This is a genomic window from Glycomyces sp. NPDC021274, from assembly GCF_040641195.1.
Lineage (GTDB): Bacteria > Actinomycetota > Actinomycetes > Mycobacteriales > Micromonosporaceae > Glycomyces.
In genome coordinates, this window is the sequence record NZ_JBFADC010000002.1 from 670,712 (window position 1) to 689,583 (window position 18,872).

Annotated in this window: 11 protein-coding genes; 5 read left to right on the plus strand and 6 right to left on the minus strand. The window is 73.4% G+C overall.

Features of this window, described 5'->3' with window-relative positions; all coding sequences use genetic code 11:
* Positions 1 to 152 precede the first annotated feature (152 nt).
* Positions 153 to 1,226, plus strand: coding sequence for a LacI family DNA-binding transcriptional regulator (locus tag AB0I03_RS06940; protein ID WP_360407668.1), 1,074 nt, complete (start codon positions 153 to 155; stop codon positions 1,224 to 1,226).
* On the opposite strand, the gene AB0I03_RS06945 is transcribed toward AB0I03_RS06940, so the two are convergent.
* Complete coding sequence (locus AB0I03_RS06945) at positions 1,227 to 3,374, minus strand: RICIN domain-containing protein (RefSeq protein WP_360408143.1); 2,148 nt, start codon at positions 3,372 to 3,374, stop codon at positions 1,227 to 1,229. It lies immediately after the preceding gene.
* A 271-nt stretch (positions 3,375 to 3,645) separates the two neighbouring features.
* On the opposite strand from AB0I03_RS06945, the gene AB0I03_RS06950 reads away from it, so the two are divergent.
* The gene (locus AB0I03_RS06950) at positions 3,646 to 3,927 is read left to right on the plus strand and encodes a hypothetical protein (protein ID WP_360407671.1); all 282 of its coding nucleotides are present in this window, start codon (positions 3,646 to 3,648) and stop codon (positions 3,925 to 3,927) included.
* A gap of 38 nt (positions 3,928 to 3,965) precedes the next feature.
* On the opposite strand, the gene AB0I03_RS06955 is transcribed toward AB0I03_RS06950, so the two are convergent.
* Positions 3,966 to 4,835, minus strand: coding sequence for a deoxyribonuclease IV (locus tag AB0I03_RS06955; RefSeq protein ID WP_360407674.1), 870 nt, complete (start codon positions 4,833 to 4,835; stop codon positions 3,966 to 3,968).
* A 79-nt stretch (positions 4,836 to 4,914) separates the two neighbouring features.
* Here AB0I03_RS06955 and AB0I03_RS06960 point away from each other — a divergent pair, with 79 nt between their 5' ends.
* Together AB0I03_RS06960 and AB0I03_RS06965 are read left to right on the plus strand one after the other, a co-directional pair.
* Positions 4,915 to 5,187 carry a glutaredoxin domain-containing protein gene (locus tag AB0I03_RS06960; RefSeq protein ID WP_360407677.1) on the plus strand — a complete coding sequence of 91 codons (273 nt, stop codon included), beginning with the start codon at positions 4,915 to 4,917 and terminating at the stop codon, positions 5,185 to 5,187.
* A gap of 81 nt (positions 5,188 to 5,268) precedes the next feature.
* Positions 5,269 to 9,861, plus strand: a complete 4,593-nt coding sequence (locus AB0I03_RS06965) for an ATP-dependent helicase (RefSeq protein ID WP_360407680.1) — start codon at positions 5,269 to 5,271, stop codon at positions 9,859 to 9,861.
* A gap of 55 nt (positions 9,862 to 9,916) precedes the next feature.
* On the opposite strand, the gene AB0I03_RS06970 is transcribed toward AB0I03_RS06965, so the two are convergent.
* The 4 genes from AB0I03_RS06970 to AB0I03_RS06985 form a co-directional block, all read right to left on the minus strand.
* Positions 9,917 to 10,630, minus strand: coding sequence for an alpha/beta hydrolase (locus AB0I03_RS06970; RefSeq protein ID WP_360407683.1), 714 nt, complete (start codon positions 10,628 to 10,630; stop codon positions 9,917 to 9,919).
* Positions 10,631 to 10,685: 55 nt separating this feature from the next.
* Positions 10,686 to 11,960: a cellulase-like family protein gene (locus tag AB0I03_RS06975; RefSeq protein WP_360407686.1), complete on the minus strand. Its 1,275-nt coding sequence runs from the start codon at positions 11,958 to 11,960 to the stop codon at positions 10,686 to 10,688.
* On the minus strand, positions 11,957 to 14,332 hold the full coding sequence (locus AB0I03_RS06980; protein ID WP_360407689.1) for a beta-galactosidase: 2,376 nt from the start codon (positions 14,330 to 14,332) through the stop codon (positions 11,957 to 11,959). Before AB0I03_RS06980 ends, AB0I03_RS06975 begins: the two co-directional genes overlap by 4 nt.
* 199 nt (positions 14,333 to 14,531) lie before the next feature.
* Complete coding sequence (locus tag AB0I03_RS06985) at positions 14,532 to 17,912, minus strand: DUF5107 domain-containing protein (RefSeq protein ID WP_360407692.1); 3,381 nt, start codon at positions 17,910 to 17,912, stop codon at positions 14,532 to 14,534.
* A gap of 56 nt (positions 17,913 to 17,968) precedes the next feature.
* Between AB0I03_RS06985 and AB0I03_RS06990 the strand changes: the two genes are divergently transcribed.
* Positions 17,969 to 18,871, plus strand: coding sequence for an AraC family transcriptional regulator (locus tag AB0I03_RS06990; protein ID WP_360407695.1), 903 nt, complete (start codon positions 17,969 to 17,971; stop codon positions 18,869 to 18,871).
* Position 18,872: the final 1 nt, after the last annotated feature.

Below are 18,872 nucleotides of genomic sequence, written 5' to 3' on the forward strand. Positions count from 1 at the left end.
CAGGTGTGTACGCTAACGCAGAATATTTTCGAAAACAAGACGAGTTTACCAAGATGTTTTCGATAAACTCGACCGTGCGGGCCAGACTGGGCGACACCGCGCCCGACACGGCACAATCGGGGGCGCAGGCACCCGGACTTCGGAGGTAGTGGATGGCAGTGGACGCGGTCGGCGAGACGACGCCCTCCCCGGGGACGCCCGGCGAGGCGTCCGCAGAGGCGGCCTCGAAGCCCGCCACGATCTACGACGTCGCCCGCGCCGCCGGCGTCTCCCACCAGACGGTGAGCCGCTTCCTCAAGGGCTACCAGGGCATCCGGCCCCAGACGCAGGAGAAGGTCGCCAAAGCGCTGGCCGAACTGCGCTACCGGCCGAACCTGACCGCCCGCTCGCTCAAGAGCGGGCGACCCCACCGCCTCGCCGCCCTCACCCACGAGATCGAGCAGGTCGGCCCCAGCCGGATCATCCAGGGCGCCAGCGCCGCCGCCAGGCAGGCGGGGTACCTCCTCGACATCATCACCTTCGACATGACCGACGCCGAGGCGGTCGACGAGGCCGTGCGCCTCGCCGCGAGCCAGGACGTCGCCGGCATCCTCGCGCTCGCCTCGACCGACGCGATGACCGAGGTCTTCGAGCGCACCGACTTCCGGGTCCCGGCGCACATCGCCGCCGAGGAGGACGACGAGGTCACCGGGCACCGCACCGAGTTGAGCGACGTCGGCTTCCCGTCCTTGATCGCCTACCTGGCCGGGCTCGGCCACGAGACGTTCCTGCACATCGCCGGGCCGTCCGCGTACTCCGCCGCCCGCAACCGCGCCCGCGCGTACGAGCGCGCGCTCGGCGACCGGGGCCTGGCGTCGGCCGGGACGATCCACGGGGACTGGTCGGCGAAGTCCGGTTACGAGGCGGTCATGAGCCGCGGCGCCGCCCTGGGCGCGACGGCGATCGTCGCCGCGAACGACCAGACGGCGCTGGGAGCCATGCTGGCCCTGCGCGAGCTGGGGCTGCGCATCCCGGAGGACGTCAGCGTCACCGGGGTGGACGACATCCCCGAGGCCGCGTACTTCGCCCCGCCACTGACGACCCTGCGCGTCGACTTCGCCGCGCAGGGCCGTTCAGCGGTGCAGGAGCTGCTCAGCCGGATCGATCAGGCGCCGCCGCCGCGGGTGCCGTCGCTGCAGACCGAGCTCGTGATCCGGGCGTCCACGACGTGGGGGCCGGGGCGCTGATCAGGCTGCGGCCCAGGTGAACTGCTGGTTCTGACCGCCGTTGCAGGCGTACTGCTGGAGGCGGGTGCCGTCGGCGGCCGCACTGCTCGGCACGTCGAGGCACTTGCCGCTGTGGCGCGCCACGAGCCGCACGTCGCCGCCGCCGGCGTCGACGACCTCCCACTGCTGGTTGCGACCGCCGTTGCAGGTCCACTGGACGACCCTGGCGGCGTCGGCGGTCGCGGCGGCGTTCACGTCGAGGCACTTGCCCGAGTGGACCGCCGTGATCCGGTGGTAGCCGTTGCCGAGGCTCTGGAACCGCCAGGACTGGTTCGCCCCGCCGTTGCAGCCGTACTGGACGGCCTCCGCGCCGTCTGCTGTGGACGCGCCGACGACGTCGATGCACTTCCCGGAGTGGCGCGCCGCCAGGGTGACCGCGCCTGCGGCCCCGTCGGACAGCCGCCACTCCTGCGATCCGTTGCTCGTCAAGGGCTGCAGGGTCGCCGCCGCGCCTTCCGCGCCGCCGGTGAGGTACAGGCCCGGGTTGGCGGTGGACTGGAACCGGTGGAAGCCGTCGCTGGTGGGGACGAGGTTCCAGGTGCCCGTGGCGGTGTCGTCGACCCATTGGCCGATCCGCTGGCCGGCCGTGGCGTTGGCGGTCCAGATGCCGGCGGCGCGGCCGCCCGACTTGTTCAGCAGCGTCACGGAGTCGCCGCCCTTGGCCGCGAGGTGCCAGTACTGGGTGTCGGGCACCGCTGTCGCGCCGGCGTCCTCCAGGACCACGTCGGGGACGTCCCCGTTGCCGAGGTTCGCGTCGGTGGTGTTGCCGCCGGTGCCGAGGACCTGGCCGGTCTGGCGGTTGACGAGCTGGTGGTAGGCGCCGTCCGAGTCGCCGAGGTCCACTTCGCCGTAGCGGATGACGGCGGCGCTGGTCGGGCCGCCCCAGGTGCCCTGCAGGATCACGACGCGGCCGGTGCCCTCGACGTACTGGAGGGTCCGGCTGTACCCGGCGCCGATGTTGGTCTGGTGCTCGGTCCAGGTGCCGGTGCTCGAGCCGGTCTCGTTCACCCAGACGCTGCCGCTGCCCGCGGCGTTGTAGACGATCCGGCCGTCAGGGAGTCCGATGAGGACCGGGCTGCCGCCGGTCGCGAGCGGGCGCGAACCGCTCGCGACCGGGAGGCCGCCGATCTCCGCGCCCGCCTGGCCGCCGACCGTGCGGAAGTCGAGGGGGCTGTTCGCGACCTTGTAGCGGATGTTGGACCCGCCGCCCCAGTACTCGTAGGTGATGAGCCACCTGCCGTCCGAAGTGGGCGCGATGGTCGTCATGCCCGGGCGGCCGCCGCCGATGACGGTCTTGCCGCCGCCCATGCTCTGCGTGAGGCCCTGCACGTCGACCACGGGGCTGGACCACGCGGTGCTCGTGCCGTTCCAGGTCCTGTGCACGAGGATCTGCCCGTGCGAGTCGGGCGCGGTGGCGTTGGCGGGGTCGAGGATCGGGACGCCTGCCGCGGTGACGCCGATGTAGTCGTTCTCATCGGAGTAGTACGCCACGAGCTGTCCGTTGTAGACCATCAGGAACGGCTCCCAGACGGGGTCGACCTGCCGGTGGGTGTTGGCGGCGGCGACGTTGACGCCCGTGGCGCCGACGCTGCCGCCCTGCCAGCCGCCGGTCGCGATGATGTTGACGACCCGCCAGCTCGCGCCCTCGTCGTCGCTGGCGTACAGGGCGAGGGCCATGTCGGAGCGGTCGCCGTCGTTGGAGGGCACCCAGTTCGGGTCGGCGGCCTTGCGTTCGAGGTAGTAGTGGTCGTCGCCGGTGACGACGCTGGCGAGCAGCAGCGTGCCGGCGGCGAGGTTCCCGACGCGCTGCGGGAGGGTGTAGAGGTACGGGCTGCCCCAGTGGCTGATGTACCGGTCGTAGGCGGGGTCGGTGGAGAGGTAGGCGGGGGCGGGCACCTCGGTGAGGTGGCTCCAGCTGGTGCCGCGGTCGTCGCTCTTGTAGACGGGCAGGGTCTCGCCGTCCGCGCTGCCGGACGGGGCGACCACGGCGTTCTCGAAGGCCGCGACGAGGCGGCCGCTCGGCAGCTGCGCGGACTTCGGGTAGACCGCGCAGTTCCCCAGGCCCTTCAGGCAGTCCCGGTCGCCGAGGTCGTAGAGGACCCCGCCCATCGGGTTGTAGGCCTGGGCCGGGGCCGATGGTGCGAGCACCAGCGCCGCCGCCGCGAAGAGCGCGGCCAGCGCCCTCCACCACATGGATCTCTTCGGCTTCATCGCCACTCCTCAAGGGATGCTTGCGGTGGGTCGGGCCGCTGCGCCGGTGCCCGCACCCGTGTTCGTGGCTCAACCTAACAGAAATGTTGTCGAAAACATAGACCGCTGTCGACACCTTCTCCGTGCCGGCGCGGCTTCGCTAGCCGGCCGCTTGCAGGTGGCGTGTGATGTGGGCGAGCGCCTGCCGCAGGGAGTCCTCGAGGGGGAGGCCGGACCGCAGCGCGGTCTGGACGGCGGCACTGCCGGCCCCCATGACCGCGCCGACCAGGGCCGCGACCTCCTCGCCGAGCCCGGGCACGGCGTGTTCGACCTGGTCGACCAGCAGTGGCTCAAAGCGGCCGTGGAGGAACCGAGCGCGGCCATGCCGATCGACGTGCGGCTCGGCCTCGAACTCGCGCTCGACCTCGCCGTCTGGATCGACGACTACGCCCCGGAGATCCGCATCGGATGATCAGCTCGGACGCGGCCGTGGACCGGTCCACGGCCGCGTCAGGCCCGGCCGGAGGCAGCCTCGCTGACGAGCCGCTTGGCGTGGGCCACATCGCGGGCCTGGGTCGCGGTCTCCACGATGAGCGGGAGGCCCGCCAGCGCCGGGCTCGCCGCCACGGCCCGGAGCCCGTCGTCGCCGAGCAGGCCGTCGCCCAGCGCCTCGTGCCGGTCGCGGCGCGAATCCCGCGGGTCCTTGCTGTCGTTGAAGTGCACCAGGCCGATCCGTCCCGGCCCGGCGGCGGCGCTGAGCGCTTCCAGCGACGCCTCGAAGGCGTCACGGTCGGCCAGGTGCTCGCCCGCGGCGTGCAGGTGGCAGGTGTCCAGGCACAGGCCGACCTCGGCCAGGCCCACGGCCTGCAGGTACTCCCCCGCGCTCGCCAGCGTGGACGCCATGGAGTTGGCGCCGCCGGCGGTGGGTTCGACGAGGAGCCGGACCGAAGGCGGGGCGTCGTCGAGGACGGCGCGGAACGCGGGCGCGAGGCGCTTCAATGCGGCGGGCCGGTCGCCGTCGATCGACGACCCGGCGTGCACCACGACCCCGGCGGCGCCGATCCGCTCCGCGGAGGCCATCGCGACGCGCAGGTTCTCGACCGAGCGGTTCACCGTCTCTTGTACCGGTGAGGCGAGGTTCAGGAGGTAGGCGGCGTGGACGTAGACGGGCCAGCCGCGCGCGGCGCACTGCTCGCGGAAGTCGTCGGCCACGGCCTGGTCGAGGCGGGGCGGCGCCCACCCGCGCGGCGAGCCGATGAACACCTGCAGCGCTTCGACCTCGAACTCGAGGGCGTTGGGGATGCCGCGCCGGACCAGGCCGCCCCCTACGGGGACGTGCGCACCGACCGGGTGGCCCACTGCACTCTTGACCGACCCCACCCGGCGCCTCCCGTCGACTCGCTACCGCCTGCGCTTGCAAGCGTCTACGGTAGCGGAGGCCAGAGAGAGGGGTACCGACATGGCGAACACCGAAGAGCGCACCGCGATCCGCATGTACGGCGCCGAATGGTGCGGGGACTGCCGCCGCACGAAGCGCCAGTTCAGCGACCTCGCCGTCGACGTCGACTACATCGACCTGGAGGCCGAACCGGCCGCCGCCGACGAGGCGCGGCGCATCTCGGGCCGGACGAACATCCCGGTCGTGGTGTACCCGGACGGGACGCACCAGGTCGAGCCGAGCAACGCCGAGGTCGAGGCGAAGCTCCGCGAACTGGCGATCCTCGGCGCCTAGGTTCCGTCCGATCCGGTGAGGAGCGGGCCGGATCGCCGAACCGGGCCGGTCGTGTCGGCGGTCCGGGGCACGATTGTCGGTATGGCCCCACCTCGCAAGTCCGCGCTCGACCGGTTCTCGCCGGCGACCGCCGCGTGGTTCACCGCCGCGTTCGAAGCGCCGACGCCCGCGCAGGAGAGCGCCTGGCGGGCGCTCGCCGAGGAGAAGGACGTCCTGGTCGTGGCGCCCACGGGCTCCGGCAAGACCCTGGCCGCGTTCCTCTCCGCGCTCGACGCCCTCGCCTCCGCGCCGCCGCCCGACGACCCGAAACTGCGCTGCCGGGTCCTCTACATCTCGCCGTTGAAGGCCCTCGGCGTCGACGTCGAACGCAACCTCGCGGTCCCGCTCGAGGGCATCCGCGCCGAAGCGGCCCGGCTCGGACTACCCGAACCCGAGATCCGTGTCGGCGTGCGATCGGGCGACACCCCGCCCGCCGAGCGCCGCTCGCTCGCGCTCCGGCCGCCGGACATCCTCATCACCACCCCCGAGTCGCTGTTCCTGATGCTCACCTCGAAGGCGAGGGAGGCGCTGGCCGGCATCGAGACGGTCATCCTCGACGAGGTGCACGCGGTCGCGGGTACGAAACGCGGCGCGCACCTCGCGCTCTCGCTCGAACGCCTCGACGAGCTCCTGGCCCGGCCCGCCCGGCGGATCGGCCTCTCCGCCACGGTGCGGCCGGTGGAGGAGGTCGCCCGCTTCGTGTCCCCGCAGCGGAGTGCCGCGATCGTGCAGCCCCCTTCAGCGAAGGTCTTCGACCTCTCGGTGGTCGTCCCGGTCGAGGACATGGGCGACCTGGCCGAGGCCCCGAGCCCGTCGGCCTCCCCGTCCGGGGCCGCCCGCGCGGCCCGGTCGATCTGGCCGCACGTCGAGGAGCGCATCACCGACCTCGTCGAGCAGCACCGGTCGACGATCGTCTTCACCAACGCCCGCCGCGTGGCCGAGCGGCTTTCGAGCCGGCTCAACGAGATCGAGTACGAGCGGCGCACCGGCGAGCGCCTGCCCGAGGACCACGGCCCGGCCGAGCTGATGGGCGGCGCCTCCGCGACCCCGGGCGCGCCGCCGGTCCTGGCCCGCACCCACCACGGCTCCATCTCCAAGGAGCAGCGCAAGCTGGTCGAAGAGGACCTCAAGGCGGGCCGGCTGCGCGCCGTCGTCGCCACCTCCAGCCTCGAACTCGGCATCGACATGGGCGCGGTCGACCTCGTCGTCCAGGTCGAGGCCCCGCCGTCGGTCGCGTCCGGGCTGCAGCGCGTCGGCCGCGCCGGGCACCAGGTCGGGGCGGTCTCCCGCGGCGTGTTCTTCCCCAAGACCCGCGGCGACCTCGTGCAGTCCGCGGTGGTCGTGGAGCGCATGCGGGAGGGCGCGATCGAGGCGCTCAAGATCCCCGCGAACCCGCTCGACGTGCTCGCCCAGCAGATCGTGGCGATGTGCGCGATGGACGACTGGGCCGCGGCGGACCTGCTCGCGGTGGTGCGCCGCGCGGCCCCGTTCGCCTCGCTCCCCCAGTCCGCCTTCGACGCCACATTGGATATGCTGGCGGGCCGGTACCCCTCGGACGCATTCGCGGAGCTGCGGCCCCGCCTGGTCTGGGACCGCGCGACCGGGAACCTCACCGCCCGCCCGGGTGCGCAGCGCCTCGCCGTCACCTCGGGCGGCACCATCCCCGACCGGGGCCTGTTCGGCGTGTTCCTGGCGGGCAGCGACCCCAAGCGCGGCGGCGGCCGGGTCGGCGAGCTCGACGAGGAGATGGTGTACGAGTCGCGGGTCGGCGACGTGTTCTCGCTCGGCACCTCCTCCTGGCGCATCGAGGAGGTCACCCGCGACCGCGTCGTCGTCTCGCCCGCGCCCGGCGTGCCCGGACGCCTCCCGTTCTGGATCGGCGACACCCTCGGCAGGCCCCTCGAACTCGGCCGCGCCCTCGGCGCGTTCACCCGCGAGATCGCCGCACTCCCGAAGGACCGCGCCCACAAGCGGCTCAACGCGGCGGGCCTCGACGACTTCGCCGCCCGCAACGCCCTCGCCTACCTCGAAGAGCAGGCCGAGGCCACGCGTCACGTCCCCGACGACCGCACGATCGTCGTCGAGCGCTTCCGCGACGAGCTCGGCGACTGGCGCGTCGTCGTCCACTCCCCCTTCGGCGCCCAGGTCCACGCCCCCTGGGCGCTCGCCCTCGGTGCGCGCCTGCGCGAACGGCACGGCGTCGACCCGCAGCTCATGCACCACGACGACGGCATCGTCCTGCGCCTGCCCGACACCGACGACTTCGGCTTCGACCCCTCCGACCTCGCCTTCGACAAGGGCGAGATCACCGGCATCGTCACCGAGGCCGCCGGCGGCTCGGCCCTGTTCGCCTCCCGCTTCCGCGAGGCCGCCGCCCGCGCCCTGCTCCTGCCGCACCGCCAGCCCGGCAAGCGGCAGCCCCTGTGGCAGCAGCGGCTGCGCTCCTCCCAGCTCTTGGAGGTCGCCGCGCAGTACCCGTCGTTCCCGATCATCCTCGAGGCGGTCCGCGAAGTCCTCCAGGACGTGTACGACGTGCCCGGCCTCGCCGAGCTCATGGGCGACATCGAGGCCCGCCGCGTGCGGCTCATCGAGGTCGCGACCCCCGAGGCCTCGCCGTACGCGCGGTCCCTCCTCTTCGGATACGTCGCCCAGTTCATGTACCAGGGCGACACCCCGCTCGCCGAGCGCCGCGCCGCCGCGCTCTCCCTCGACTCCCGGCTCCTCGGCGAACTGCTGGGCCAGGCCGAACTGCGCGAACTGCTCGACCCCGATGCGCTGGCGCAGTTGGAGTCCGAACTCCAGTGGCTCACCGAGGACCGCCGCGCGCGGGATGCCGAGAGCGTCGCCGACCTGCTGCGCCTCCTCGGCCCGCTCCAGGACGGCGAACTCGCCGAACGCGGAGCGGCACCCGCCTGGGCCGCAGAGCTGGCGGCGGCGGGCCGGGCCTTCGCGGTGAGCATCGCCGGCCGCGACCACTGGGCCGCCGTCGAAGACGCCGGCCGCCTGCGCGACGCCCTCGGCGCCGCACTGCCCGCCGGCGTCCCGGCCGCCTTCCTCGAACCGGTGGCCGACCCGCTGGGCGACCTCCTCGCCCGCTACGCCCGCACCCACGGCCCCTTCACCACCGGTGACGCCGCGGCCCGCTTCGGCCTCGGCGTCGCCGTCACCGACGGCGCCCTCCAGCGCCTCGCCGCGGAGGGCCGCCTCGCCGGAGGCGAGTTCCGGCCCGGCGGCGAGGGCCGCGAATGGTGCGACGCCGGGGTGCTGCGGCGCCTGCGCCGCCGTTCCCTTGCGGCCCTTCGCAAAGAACTCGAACCCGTGGCTCCCGCCGCGCTCGCCGGATTCCTGCCCGCATGGCAGCACGTCGGCGGCGACCTGCGCGGCGTGGACGGCCTCGCCCGCGCCGTCGAACAGCTGCAAGGCGTCCCGGTCCCCGCTTCAGCGCTGGAGAAACTGGTCCTGCCCTCGCGCGTCGCCGACTACGTGCCGGTGCTGCTCGACGAGCTCACCGCCTCCGGCGAGGTCCTGTGGGCCGGGGCCGGCAGCCTCGCCGGCAAGGACGGCTGGATCGCGCTCTACCCGGCCGAGACCGCGCCGCTGCTCCTCCCGGACGCGGCGCCGTTCGCAGCCGGGCCGCTCCACAATGCACTCCTCGACGCCCTGGCGGGCGGCTTCGGACTGTTCTTCCGCCAACTCGCCGAACAGGTCCGCGCCACGCACCCCGAGGCACCCGAGTCCCAACTGGCCGAAGCGCTCTGGGACCTGGTCTGGGCCGGACGCCTCACCAACGACGCGCTCGCACCGCTGCGCGCGTACCTCGGCTCGGGCAGTTCCCCCGGCGCCACCGCCCACCGCGCCAAGCGGTCGGCCCCGCGCGGACGCTACGCCCCCGGCGTCGGCTCGGGCTGGCGCGAACTCCGCGCCGGGACCGGCCTCGCCGTCATGCCCACCGTCGCCGGACGCTGGTCGCTGCTGCCCGAACCTGCGGGCGACGCCACGGTCCGCGCCCATGCGCTGGCCACAACGCTCCTGGACCGGCACGGCGTGGTCACGCGCGGCGCGGTCGCCGCAGAGGAGGTGGAAGGCGGCTTCGCGAAGGTCTACCGGGTCCTCTCGGTCTTCGAGGAGTCGGGCAAGGCCCGGCGCGGCTACGTGGTCGAAGGGCTGGGCGCGGCCCAGTTCGCCGCCGACGGGGCCGTCGACCGCCTGCGCGCCATGGCCTCCCGCCGCGAACACTCGGAAGGACTCGACGCAGCGGTGTTGGCCGCGGCCGACCCCGCCAGCGCCTACGGGGCAGCCCTGCCCTGGCCCGAACCGCCCGCGCGCGCGGCCCACAAGCCGGGCCGCAAGGCGGGGTCGCTCGTCGTCCTGGTCGACGGCGCACTCGTCCTCTACCTCGAACGCGGCGGCAAGACGCTGCTCGCCTGGCCTGCAGACGAATCGGCCGAATGGTCGGCCGACGCCCGCCTGCGGGCCGCAGTGGACGCCTTGGCGGAGGCGACTCGGGCGGGTGCCACCGGCCCGCTGTCGATCGAACGCGTCAACGACGAGCCGGCGCTGTCGGCGCCGCTCGGTCCGCTGCTGGAGTCGGCGGGCTTCCGGCCCACGCACAAGGCGTTCCGGTTGCGGCCCTGACGTTCGAGGGCACTCAGATCGGCGCACGGGCCGGCGCGCCGAACGCGGTGAAGCTTCAGTCTTGACTGACCGGATTGCGGCAGGCGCTGGTCACGACGTCGACCCAGATCTGCGGATGGGTCGACCACAGGTCGTGCGGGACGCCGGGGACCTCGATGAAGGTGCCGTGCGGGACCAGGGCGGCGAGTTGGCGCAGCGGCCAGGAGGGCCGGATGTCGTCGCCGGCGGCGATGACGGTCATCGGCACGGCGCAGTCGGCCACGCTGCGGAACAGGTCCGGCTCGTGGATCCATTCCAGGAACGACGCCATCAGGGACCGGTGGACCGGAGGCACCCACTCGATGTCGACTTTGGGCTGGGTGTCCTTCAAGGACTCGTAGATCTCGGACCAGCTGCGGTCCTTGTGCAGGCCGTGTGCGGCCACCGCGACGACCGAGCGGACGCGCGTGGGGTGGTCCAAGGCGTAGCGCACCGCGAGGTCCGCGCCCCAGGAATGGCCGAGCACCACCCACTCGTCCACGCCTGCAGCGCGTCTGACCGCTTCAAGATCGGCGATGGCCTGGGCGATGGTGTGCGGACCGCCGTCCGAGCGGCCCACGCCTCGCGGTTCGGGGTACCACGCCCGCATCCCGCGGGGCGCGATCGCGTCGTCCTCGAGGTAATGGACGCATCCGGGGCCGCCGGACAGGACCAGGACATCGGGCCCGCTGCCGGTGACGCCGACGTGCAGGCGGGTCCGGTCATCGGCGTACACGGTCGTTGAGCGCATGGACCGATCCTTCCGCACGCGTGCCGTGCTCGACATCCGGCACGGCCTCAGTGTGTCACTTGGCCGGTGCGAGCAAGGCGGCGTTGCATTCGCGCTGCAGCGTCACGTCGGTCCACATGGGATGCTGCGGGGCGGCGTTGGAGCAGACGATCGAGCCCCATGCGCCGACCCGCACCGAGTGGGCGATGGCGTCGCGGCAGATCTGGGCCCCGACCGGTCCTTCCTCGAAGCGGCCGTCGCGGGGCGTGTAGCCGACCCAGCCTTCGCCGAAGAGCAGCGGGACGCCGAGGCGGGCCGCGTGGTCGGCGGCGGCGTCGATCCAGTCGCGCAGGCGGTTCGCCATCGCGATCCGGTGCGCGCCATAGCGGTCGTAGAGCCACCGGTCGAACTTCTCGGGGTCGCACCAGTCGTGGACGTAGATCTCGGCGGGCTGCATGATCGAGGCCTTGAGCTTCCACGCGTGCGCCTCCGGCAGCCGCCACTCGGCGAGCGGCGGCGCGCCGGGGCGGAGCAGTTCGGCGTCGGCGCGCTCCTGCGGGAAGCGCGCGGGGTCGCGGCGGAGGCCGAACTCCTCGACCAGGTCGTCGAGCACGCCGTAGACGTACGGGTGGAAGGCGAGCGCGGTCGCGTTGCGCGGCAGGCCCCGCAGGGAGCCGATCGGGACGCCGCCGTAGTTGGGGGCGCAGAGGACCTCGGGGTGGCGGGCCCGGAACGCGGCGATGCCGGCTTCGAGGCGGCCCTGGAGTTCGACGACGGCGTCCTCCGCGCCGGGCAGACCCGCGGCGAGGTGTCCGATCTGGACTTCGTTGTGCGGCTCGACGCACGCGAGGACGTGGGCGAGACCGTGTTCGATGAGCAGGTCGACGAGGTCGGCCTGGGCTTCGGCGAGGACGGTGAGCCGGTCCTCGGGGTCGACCGCGTGCAGCGCTTCGTACCAGGCGGGGTCGGCCGCGAACGCCGGGCTCTGCTGGTACTCCCAGGAGGAGGCGATGACCTTCACGCCGTGGCGGTCGGCGGCGCGGAAGAGGTCGAGCAGGTGGGCTTTGGCGTCGATCACCGTGGTCTGGCGAACGTCGTACCAGCGGACGCGCGAGCCGTACCCGCCCGGGCCGCCGTCGAGCGGTTCGAGGCGCAGCGCGCTGGTGTCGATGCCGGATCTGAAGAGCAGGAACGGCATCGCGCAGATGCGCACGGCGTTGTAGCCGAGGTCGACGGCGCGGGCGAGCGCGGCGTCGAGGTGCGCGAACGGCTCGCCGGATCCGGTGCGCACGTACCAGGAGAAGTCCCAGAGGGTGATCGCCAGGCGTTCGGGGAGGTGTGCGGGTGTCACGGCTGCTCCTTGCGGTTCGATGATGCGGTTCCGGCGGCCGGATCCGAGTGGTGCTGCCCGCCAGGCGTTCCGGGGATGAGACGGGCTTTGCCGACGCGGATGAGCGTCGCGGACTCGATGGTCACGCCGTCCTTGACGCCGCGCACGGACGGGTCGACCCAGACGCCGGTCTCGCGCCGCCAGGGCAGGAGTTCGAGCCGGACGCCGTGCTCCGCGACGGCGTCGCGGTGCGGCGTGAGGTCGATGTCCCAGGCGCGGCCGTGCCAGAAGTGGTCGGACACGAAGCGGTCGCCGATGTAGGCGCGGCCTACATCGCCGGTCCATTGCAGACGCAGCAGGGCCCTGTCGGCACCGGCGCAGGACGGGACGGGGACGCGGACGACCGCGGCGTCGGCGTAGTCGGTCGGGGCGCTCAGCCGCCGCATCGGACCGCCGCGCACGGGTGTTGGCGCGGTAGCGGTCGCGGGGTCGGTCTCGATCGGAATCGGGGTCGAACCGGTGTGGTGCGCGCGCAATGTCCAGGTGCGCCAGAGGCCTCGGTCGCGGGGCGGGTCGAGTTCGGCGCCGGCGGCGGTGAACGCCTCGGGAGCGGGCCATACCGCGACGGTCACCTCCGAGGTTTCGGGTTGGAGGACGAGGTCGCCTGCGTCGGCGCAGACGGGAGCGTCGGCGAGGACGAGGCGGTCGCGGCCGGCGATCGGGAGCCGGTAGAGGCGGTTCGCGCTCTGCTCGTCGAGGATGAGGAGCCGCACGTCGCCCAAGTGCACCAGGCAGTCCGGTCCGGGCGGCGGTGCGTCCACGTTGGATCCGTCGCCGAGGACGATCTCGACCGGAATGCCGTCCGTTGCCGCGAGGACGACGAGGTCGCCGTCGCCGTCGGCCAGGCGGGTGAGGAGCTGGGCGGTGGCGCTGCGCAGCTCGAGCGCCGAGGTGAGCGGGTACCGCAGCGGCCAGACGAGGGAGTGCCCGGCGGGCACGTCGACCGGGGCGGTCGGCACGGTCACGGCCCCGTCCTCGAAGTGGACGGTGAACTGCACGCCGGGCTGGGCCGCGATGGGCTGCTTCGGCGGCTGGTAGGTGGTCAGGAACAGGTAGCCGGTGGTGCCGTCGGAGCGGACGGCCCACCGCAGCTCCCCGGGGTCCTCGCTGCCGCCGCCGATGTGCGCGTCCATGGCGGCGATCCGGTGGCCCTCCTCGCGCAGCCACAGGTGCTGGCGGCGCAGGTAGTGGTGGTGCGGGCGGATCTGGCCGTGCTCGCCGATCGGCGCGTGGAAGTCGTAGCTCAGCCGCGGCACGTCGTTCGGGTAGCCGGTGGCGTGCGACTCCTGTTCGGTCCCATGGGGTCCGGTGCGCTGAGTGCCGCCCGCGTACAGGTAGTAGCCCTGCCAGGCCGAGCCGGATCCGAGTTTGGCGAGTGCCAGGTTGGCGACGTCCTCGGCCGAGACGAGGGGGCGGCGGTGGTAGGCGACGTGCATGCCGCCGCCGAGTTCGCAGGTCGCGAATGGACGGGTCTCATCGCTCTTCGGTTCGGCGTCCGGGGCGGCGGTGCCGTCGAGTGCTTCACGGAGGTCGGCCCCGACGCTGAGGTCGTCGCGGACCTCGGAGTAGCGGAAGTGCAAGGGGCCGAACGGGGGCCATTCGGTGGTCTCGTCCTCCCAGAAGCCGTCGGCGTACGCGCCGTAGACGGGCAGCAGCGTGTCCGGGACCTGGGCGCCGCCCCAGCCGGTGGCGGTCCAGATCGGGACGCGCAGACCCACCGCTTCGGCGGTCTCCCGCAGTGTGCGCAGGTGCTCGGGCCGGTCGTACAGCTCGTTGTCGACCTGCGCGCCGATGACCGGCCCGCCGTCGGCGTGGGTCAGGCCTCGCAGCTGGGCGGCGATCTGGGTGTAGTAGGGCCGCACCAGGTCCAGGTAGGCCGGGTCGTTCGTGCGGAGCTCGAGGTCGCGGGCGAGGAGCCAGTCGGGGAGGCCGCCGTTGCGGTACTCGCCGTGCGCCCAGGGGCCGAGCCGGACGATGACGTCGAGGCCGTGGGCGGCGGCGGTCGCGACGAACGCGCGCAGGTCGAGGTTGCCGGTCCAGTCGAACCGCCCCGGTTCGGGTTCGTGCGCGGCCCAGAAGACGTAGGTGGCGACGGAGTCGAGCCCGCCGGCGCGGGCGTGGCCGAGGACCTCGTGCCAGCGCTCGCGCGGGAGGCGCGAGAAGTGGATCTCGCCGGTGATCGGCATCCAGGGTCGGCCGCCGCGTTCGAGGGAGCGGCTGGTGACCTCGATGCGGTCGGGTGTACCGGCGGGCTCGCCGTAGGGCAGGTGGTCGCGCAGGGGCGGCTTGGGGGTGGAGACCCGCATTTCGCGGGCGGGGATCGGGTCGTTCATGCCGTTCCTTCGCTCGGGTCGGCGCTCAACGCGGTCAGGAGAGGCCGTGCCGCAGTGTTGAGCGGACTGCGCCGCAATCCCTGTCGGGCCACGATCGCGGCCCGGGTGGGCGGGCCTTCCGCAAGCCGCAGGGCGAGTGGCCTCGCGGCGGCAGTGGAGGTGACGAGGATCCGCAACTCGCGGAGTGCGGCCCAGTCGCTCATGCCGCTCCCTCGCTCAGCTCGGCACGCAACGCCTCGGCTTCGGCCTCGACGGCCCGCGCCGCCGCGTTGAGCGGATCGCGCCCCAGCGCCTCGCGGGCGAGCGCCGCGGCCCGGTCGGGTTCGCCGTCCAGCATCGCCAGCTGCGCCCGCAGCACCAGGACCCGGATCTCATGGGCGGCCTGCAGGTCGGTGGTGAACAGCAGCATGGCGGGCAGCGAGGTCGCGAAGTAGTCGATCGTCGCGGTCGCATGGGCCTGCTCGTCGATGTACCGGGCGAGGCCGTCGCGAAGCGCTTGAGCCGCTTCGGCGTCGCCGAGGCGCCGGAGCGCGGCGACCGCCGCGGCGGAGTGCTCGGAGTGGGCCTGCACCTGCATGGTCTGGAAGTCGCCTTGTTGGGAAGCGGCCCGTTCCCAGGCACTGCGGGCGCCAGCGTGGTCGCCGGTCGCGGCGAGCGCGTCACCGAGGAGGAGGTGCAGGTCGGCGGTGTTCGCGAGCGGGTGCCGGGCCTCGCCGAGGTTCGCGGGCGGCGTCAGCGCGGCCCGGGCGTGGGCGGCCGCCGCCTCGGGGTCGCGCGCGGCGAGGGCTCGGCGCGCGAGGGCGGTCAGCGCGTCCTCCCAGGCGGCGAGCACCCGCCCTTCGCCGCCTTCCCAGGGTTGGAAGGCGCGGCCTGCGAGCACTTCGAGGGCGTCATTGGGGCGGCCCGCCGCGGTGAGGAGTTCGGCGAACTGGACCGCGAGGTCGTCGCGCTGGTTCACCAGGTCGTGGCGGTTCTCAAGGGCCGCAAGGCGTTTCGCGGGGTCGACGCCGCGGCGGGCGTCGAGCTGGTCGGACTCGTAGAGGAGCCGGGCGTCGTCGGGTGCGGCGGCGCTGGCGAGGGCGTACCAGTGGGCGGCGCGCTCCGAATCGTCCTCGACGTTGTGGGCGGCGACCCCGAGGTTGCGCAGCACCACCGGGTCGCCGGTGTCGGCGGCGGCCTCCCATGCGGCTATCGCTTCGCGGCGGCGGCCCGCGGCGTAGAGGCGGTGACCGGCGAGGGCGGCGAGGACCGGGTCGTCCGGGCGGTGCCTGCGCAGCCGCGCGAGGGCGTCGTCCTCCGTGCGGGTGGGGAAGCACCAGGTTCGGTCGAAGTCCCGGACCTGTTGCAGCGCAACGTCGGCCGCCGCCTCATCGCCGCGTTCGAAGGCGAGATCGGCGCGGTGGAGCCAGGCGAGGGGGACGACGTTGACCTGGCCGGGAGTCGGTGCGAGCGCGGCGGCGGTCGCGAAGGCGCCGATCGCGGCCTCGTCCTCACCGATCATGCGGTACTCGAGGGCGACGTCGAGCGCGATCGTCGGATCGGTCGTCGGTGCGGCGTCGATGCCGAGCCGCACGGCGAGGTCGCGGGCCCAGGCGTCGAGCGGATTGTCGCGCAACGTGTCTCGGACGATCTCGACCGCGCCGGCGTGGTCGCCGCGCCGCATCACGGCGACGGTGAGGAGGTTGCGGGCCTGCGTGCGGCGAGGGCTGCGGGCGACGACCGCTCGGAGCCCGGGTTCGGCGTCGCGACCGGCGGCGAGGTCGAGCCGGGCGGCGGCGACCGCGGCGGCATCGGTCCACGCGCCGTCCCAACATGCTTTGCCCAGGGCTGCTTGCGCTTCGGCGGCACGGCCTTGGCGGGCGAGCACGAGACCCAGGCGGTAGTGGGCCTCGCCGTCACGTGGATTCGGGTTCCGCCGGGTCAGCCGGTCGACCGCGGCGCGCAGATGCGCCTCGGCCTCCTCGAGCCGCCCGGCGCGGGCGTGGCGGGCCGCCAGCGCGGTGTTGCTGCGGGCGTCGCCGGGGTCGCGGCGCAGGGCCTCGCGCCAGTAGGGCTCGGGCGAGCGGGTCGCGTGCCGGTACTGGTCGAGGTGCAGGCCGGTGAGGTACAGCTCGTCGGTCGATGCGATCGCTTCGGGCGCAGGCGGTTCGGTCGCGGGTTCGACCGTCTCCGGTTCGGCGGCCTCCGGACTGGGACGCCAGGACACGAGCGTCCTGCCGCCGTGCTCGACCGCTAGCTCGCAGTCGGCCGGGTCAAGGGTCGTTGCGATGGATGCGAACTCGGCGATGTGGGGCGCGCCGGGCGCGAGGTCGACTGCCACGTCGTAGAGGGTTCGGCCGCCCGCGAGGAGCCGGATCCTCGCGCCGGGGCGCGGGGAGGTGACGGCGGCGGCGATCCGGATGCGGGTGCCGTCGACGTCGAGCCGGACGGCGGCGTCCAATGTGGCCTGGCGGACGGGGCCGGTGTCCTGGATCGGGTACCAGTACTGGGAGAACGTCTTGGTCTCGCCGGGCGCGAGGAACGCGAAGTCGGGCTGGTTGTCGGTGAAGACCCCGGCCATGAGCTCCACATAGGGCCCGTTGTCGTCGGTGAGGTGCCCGTCCCAGGCCCAGCCGAAGGGCGCGTTTCCCCAGGTCCACTGCTTCTTGCCGGGCGCGGTCCGGTGGTCGGCCCAGTGGACGAAGCCGGCGCCCGCGGCGTGGTCGTAGCCGCCGAAGAAGTCGTCCTCGCCGCCCAGGCACATGTAGGAGGTCGGCACGGGGATGTTGCGGTACCAGTCGAGGCGGTCGCCGTCCGGCCGCTCGGCGGTGCGGCGGGCGGGGTAGTCGATGCCGTAGTACTCGCCTTGCGCCGCAGGGAACGTGGAGGTCGCCCGCTTCGCGTGGTCGGCGACCGTGCGCACCTCCGAGGGGAAGAACGACTGGTAGTCCTCCCCCGCCTTCGCGGCGGCGTTGGCCCACCACAGGAAGGTCTGCACCTCGTCGCTGCGGTTCACGAGATGGCCGCGCAGCTCGATCAGGGCGCTCGCGGGCCGCAGCCTGATCCCGTGCATGCCCTGCATGCGCGCGAACGGGTCGTGGTCGGAGCACCACACGGTCACCGATCCGTCCGCTTCGGACTCGATCGCGGTCTCGACGGGCAGGTGGGTGGCGGGCCGGTGGTGCTGGGGCCAGTTGAACTCGACGCCGCCGGAGACCCATGGCCCGGCGAGGCCGACCAGGGCGGGTTTGATGACGTCGTTGCGGTAGAAGAAGTCGTAGCCGCGCGTCTTGTCGAGTCCGATGTGGATTCGGCCGCCGAGTTCCGGTAGGATCATCAGCCGCACGTACTCGTTCTCGAGGTGGATCGCGTCCCAGTCGCGCGGGGCCTTCTCGCGGGCGACGGCGTCGATGAACGGCAGCGGGTAGACCGCGCCCGAGGAGCCCTGGTAGACGCGCTGGTCGAGGTAGGCCGGGTACCGGTCGGGCGCGGCGGGGGCGTAGGAGTCGATCGCGACCGGCTCGCGCCAGGCCCTCACCGGCCGGTCCGCGAGCGCGGCCGGGGCGGCGGGGAGGACGATCCTCGACTCTTCGGTTGGCATGCCCTCGACCTTAGGAGGGCTTGACATGGCTGTCGATGGTCATTTCAATGGCGGATATGGACGAACCGCCGATCACTGCCAACGAGGAGGGGATCCGCGAGGGCTTCGCGGGGCAGCGGATGCTCGTGGTCCCCCGCGCCACCGTCGAGCGGGCGCTGCGCCACCCGGTGACCGGGAAGCTCCTGGTGACGGACGCCGGCTACTTCCCGCACGCCGCGCGCCACGGCCGCTCGCGACCTGCCGGGGCCGCCGAGCACCTGCTGCTGGTCTGCACCGGCGGGTCCGGCTGGTGCCGTGTCGAAGGCGCCCGGTTCCCGGTCTCGCGCGGCGGGGTGGTCCTCCTGCCTGCGCAGCGCCCGCACGCCTACGGTGCGGCCGAGGACGACCCGTGGACGCTGTGGTGGCTCCACTTCACGGGCGCGGACGCCGCCGACCTCGTCCGGGCCGCGCATGAGGCGGCGGGCGGCCCGGTGACGCACCTCCGCGATCCTGCGCCGGTGGCCAGCCTGGTCTCGCAGGTCATCGACGCCATCGACACCGGCCCGACCCTCGCCGCCCTCGTCCGCGGCACCGGCGCGGCCTGGCACGCCCTCGCCCACGTGGTCGCGACCGGCCGCCGGGCCCCCGGACCCCAGCTCAGCCCACTGGAACGGGCGGTGGCGCACCTGCGGGCGACCGCCCCGCAGCGCACTTCGGTGGCCGCGCTGGCCTCGATGGTGGGTTTGAGCCGGTCCCAGCTCAGTGCCCATTTCCGCGAGCACCTCGGGGTCTCGCCGCTTCAGTACCAGGTGCAGTTGCGCATGGCCCGGGCCCGCGAACTCCTCGACGGCACCGATCTCCCCGTCACCGCCGTCGCCCGTGAGACCGGCTTCGACGACCCCATGTACTTCTCGCGCCAGTTCAGCCACCACCACGCCATGACCCCGACCGCCTACCGCAACCGCCCGCAAGGGACGTGAC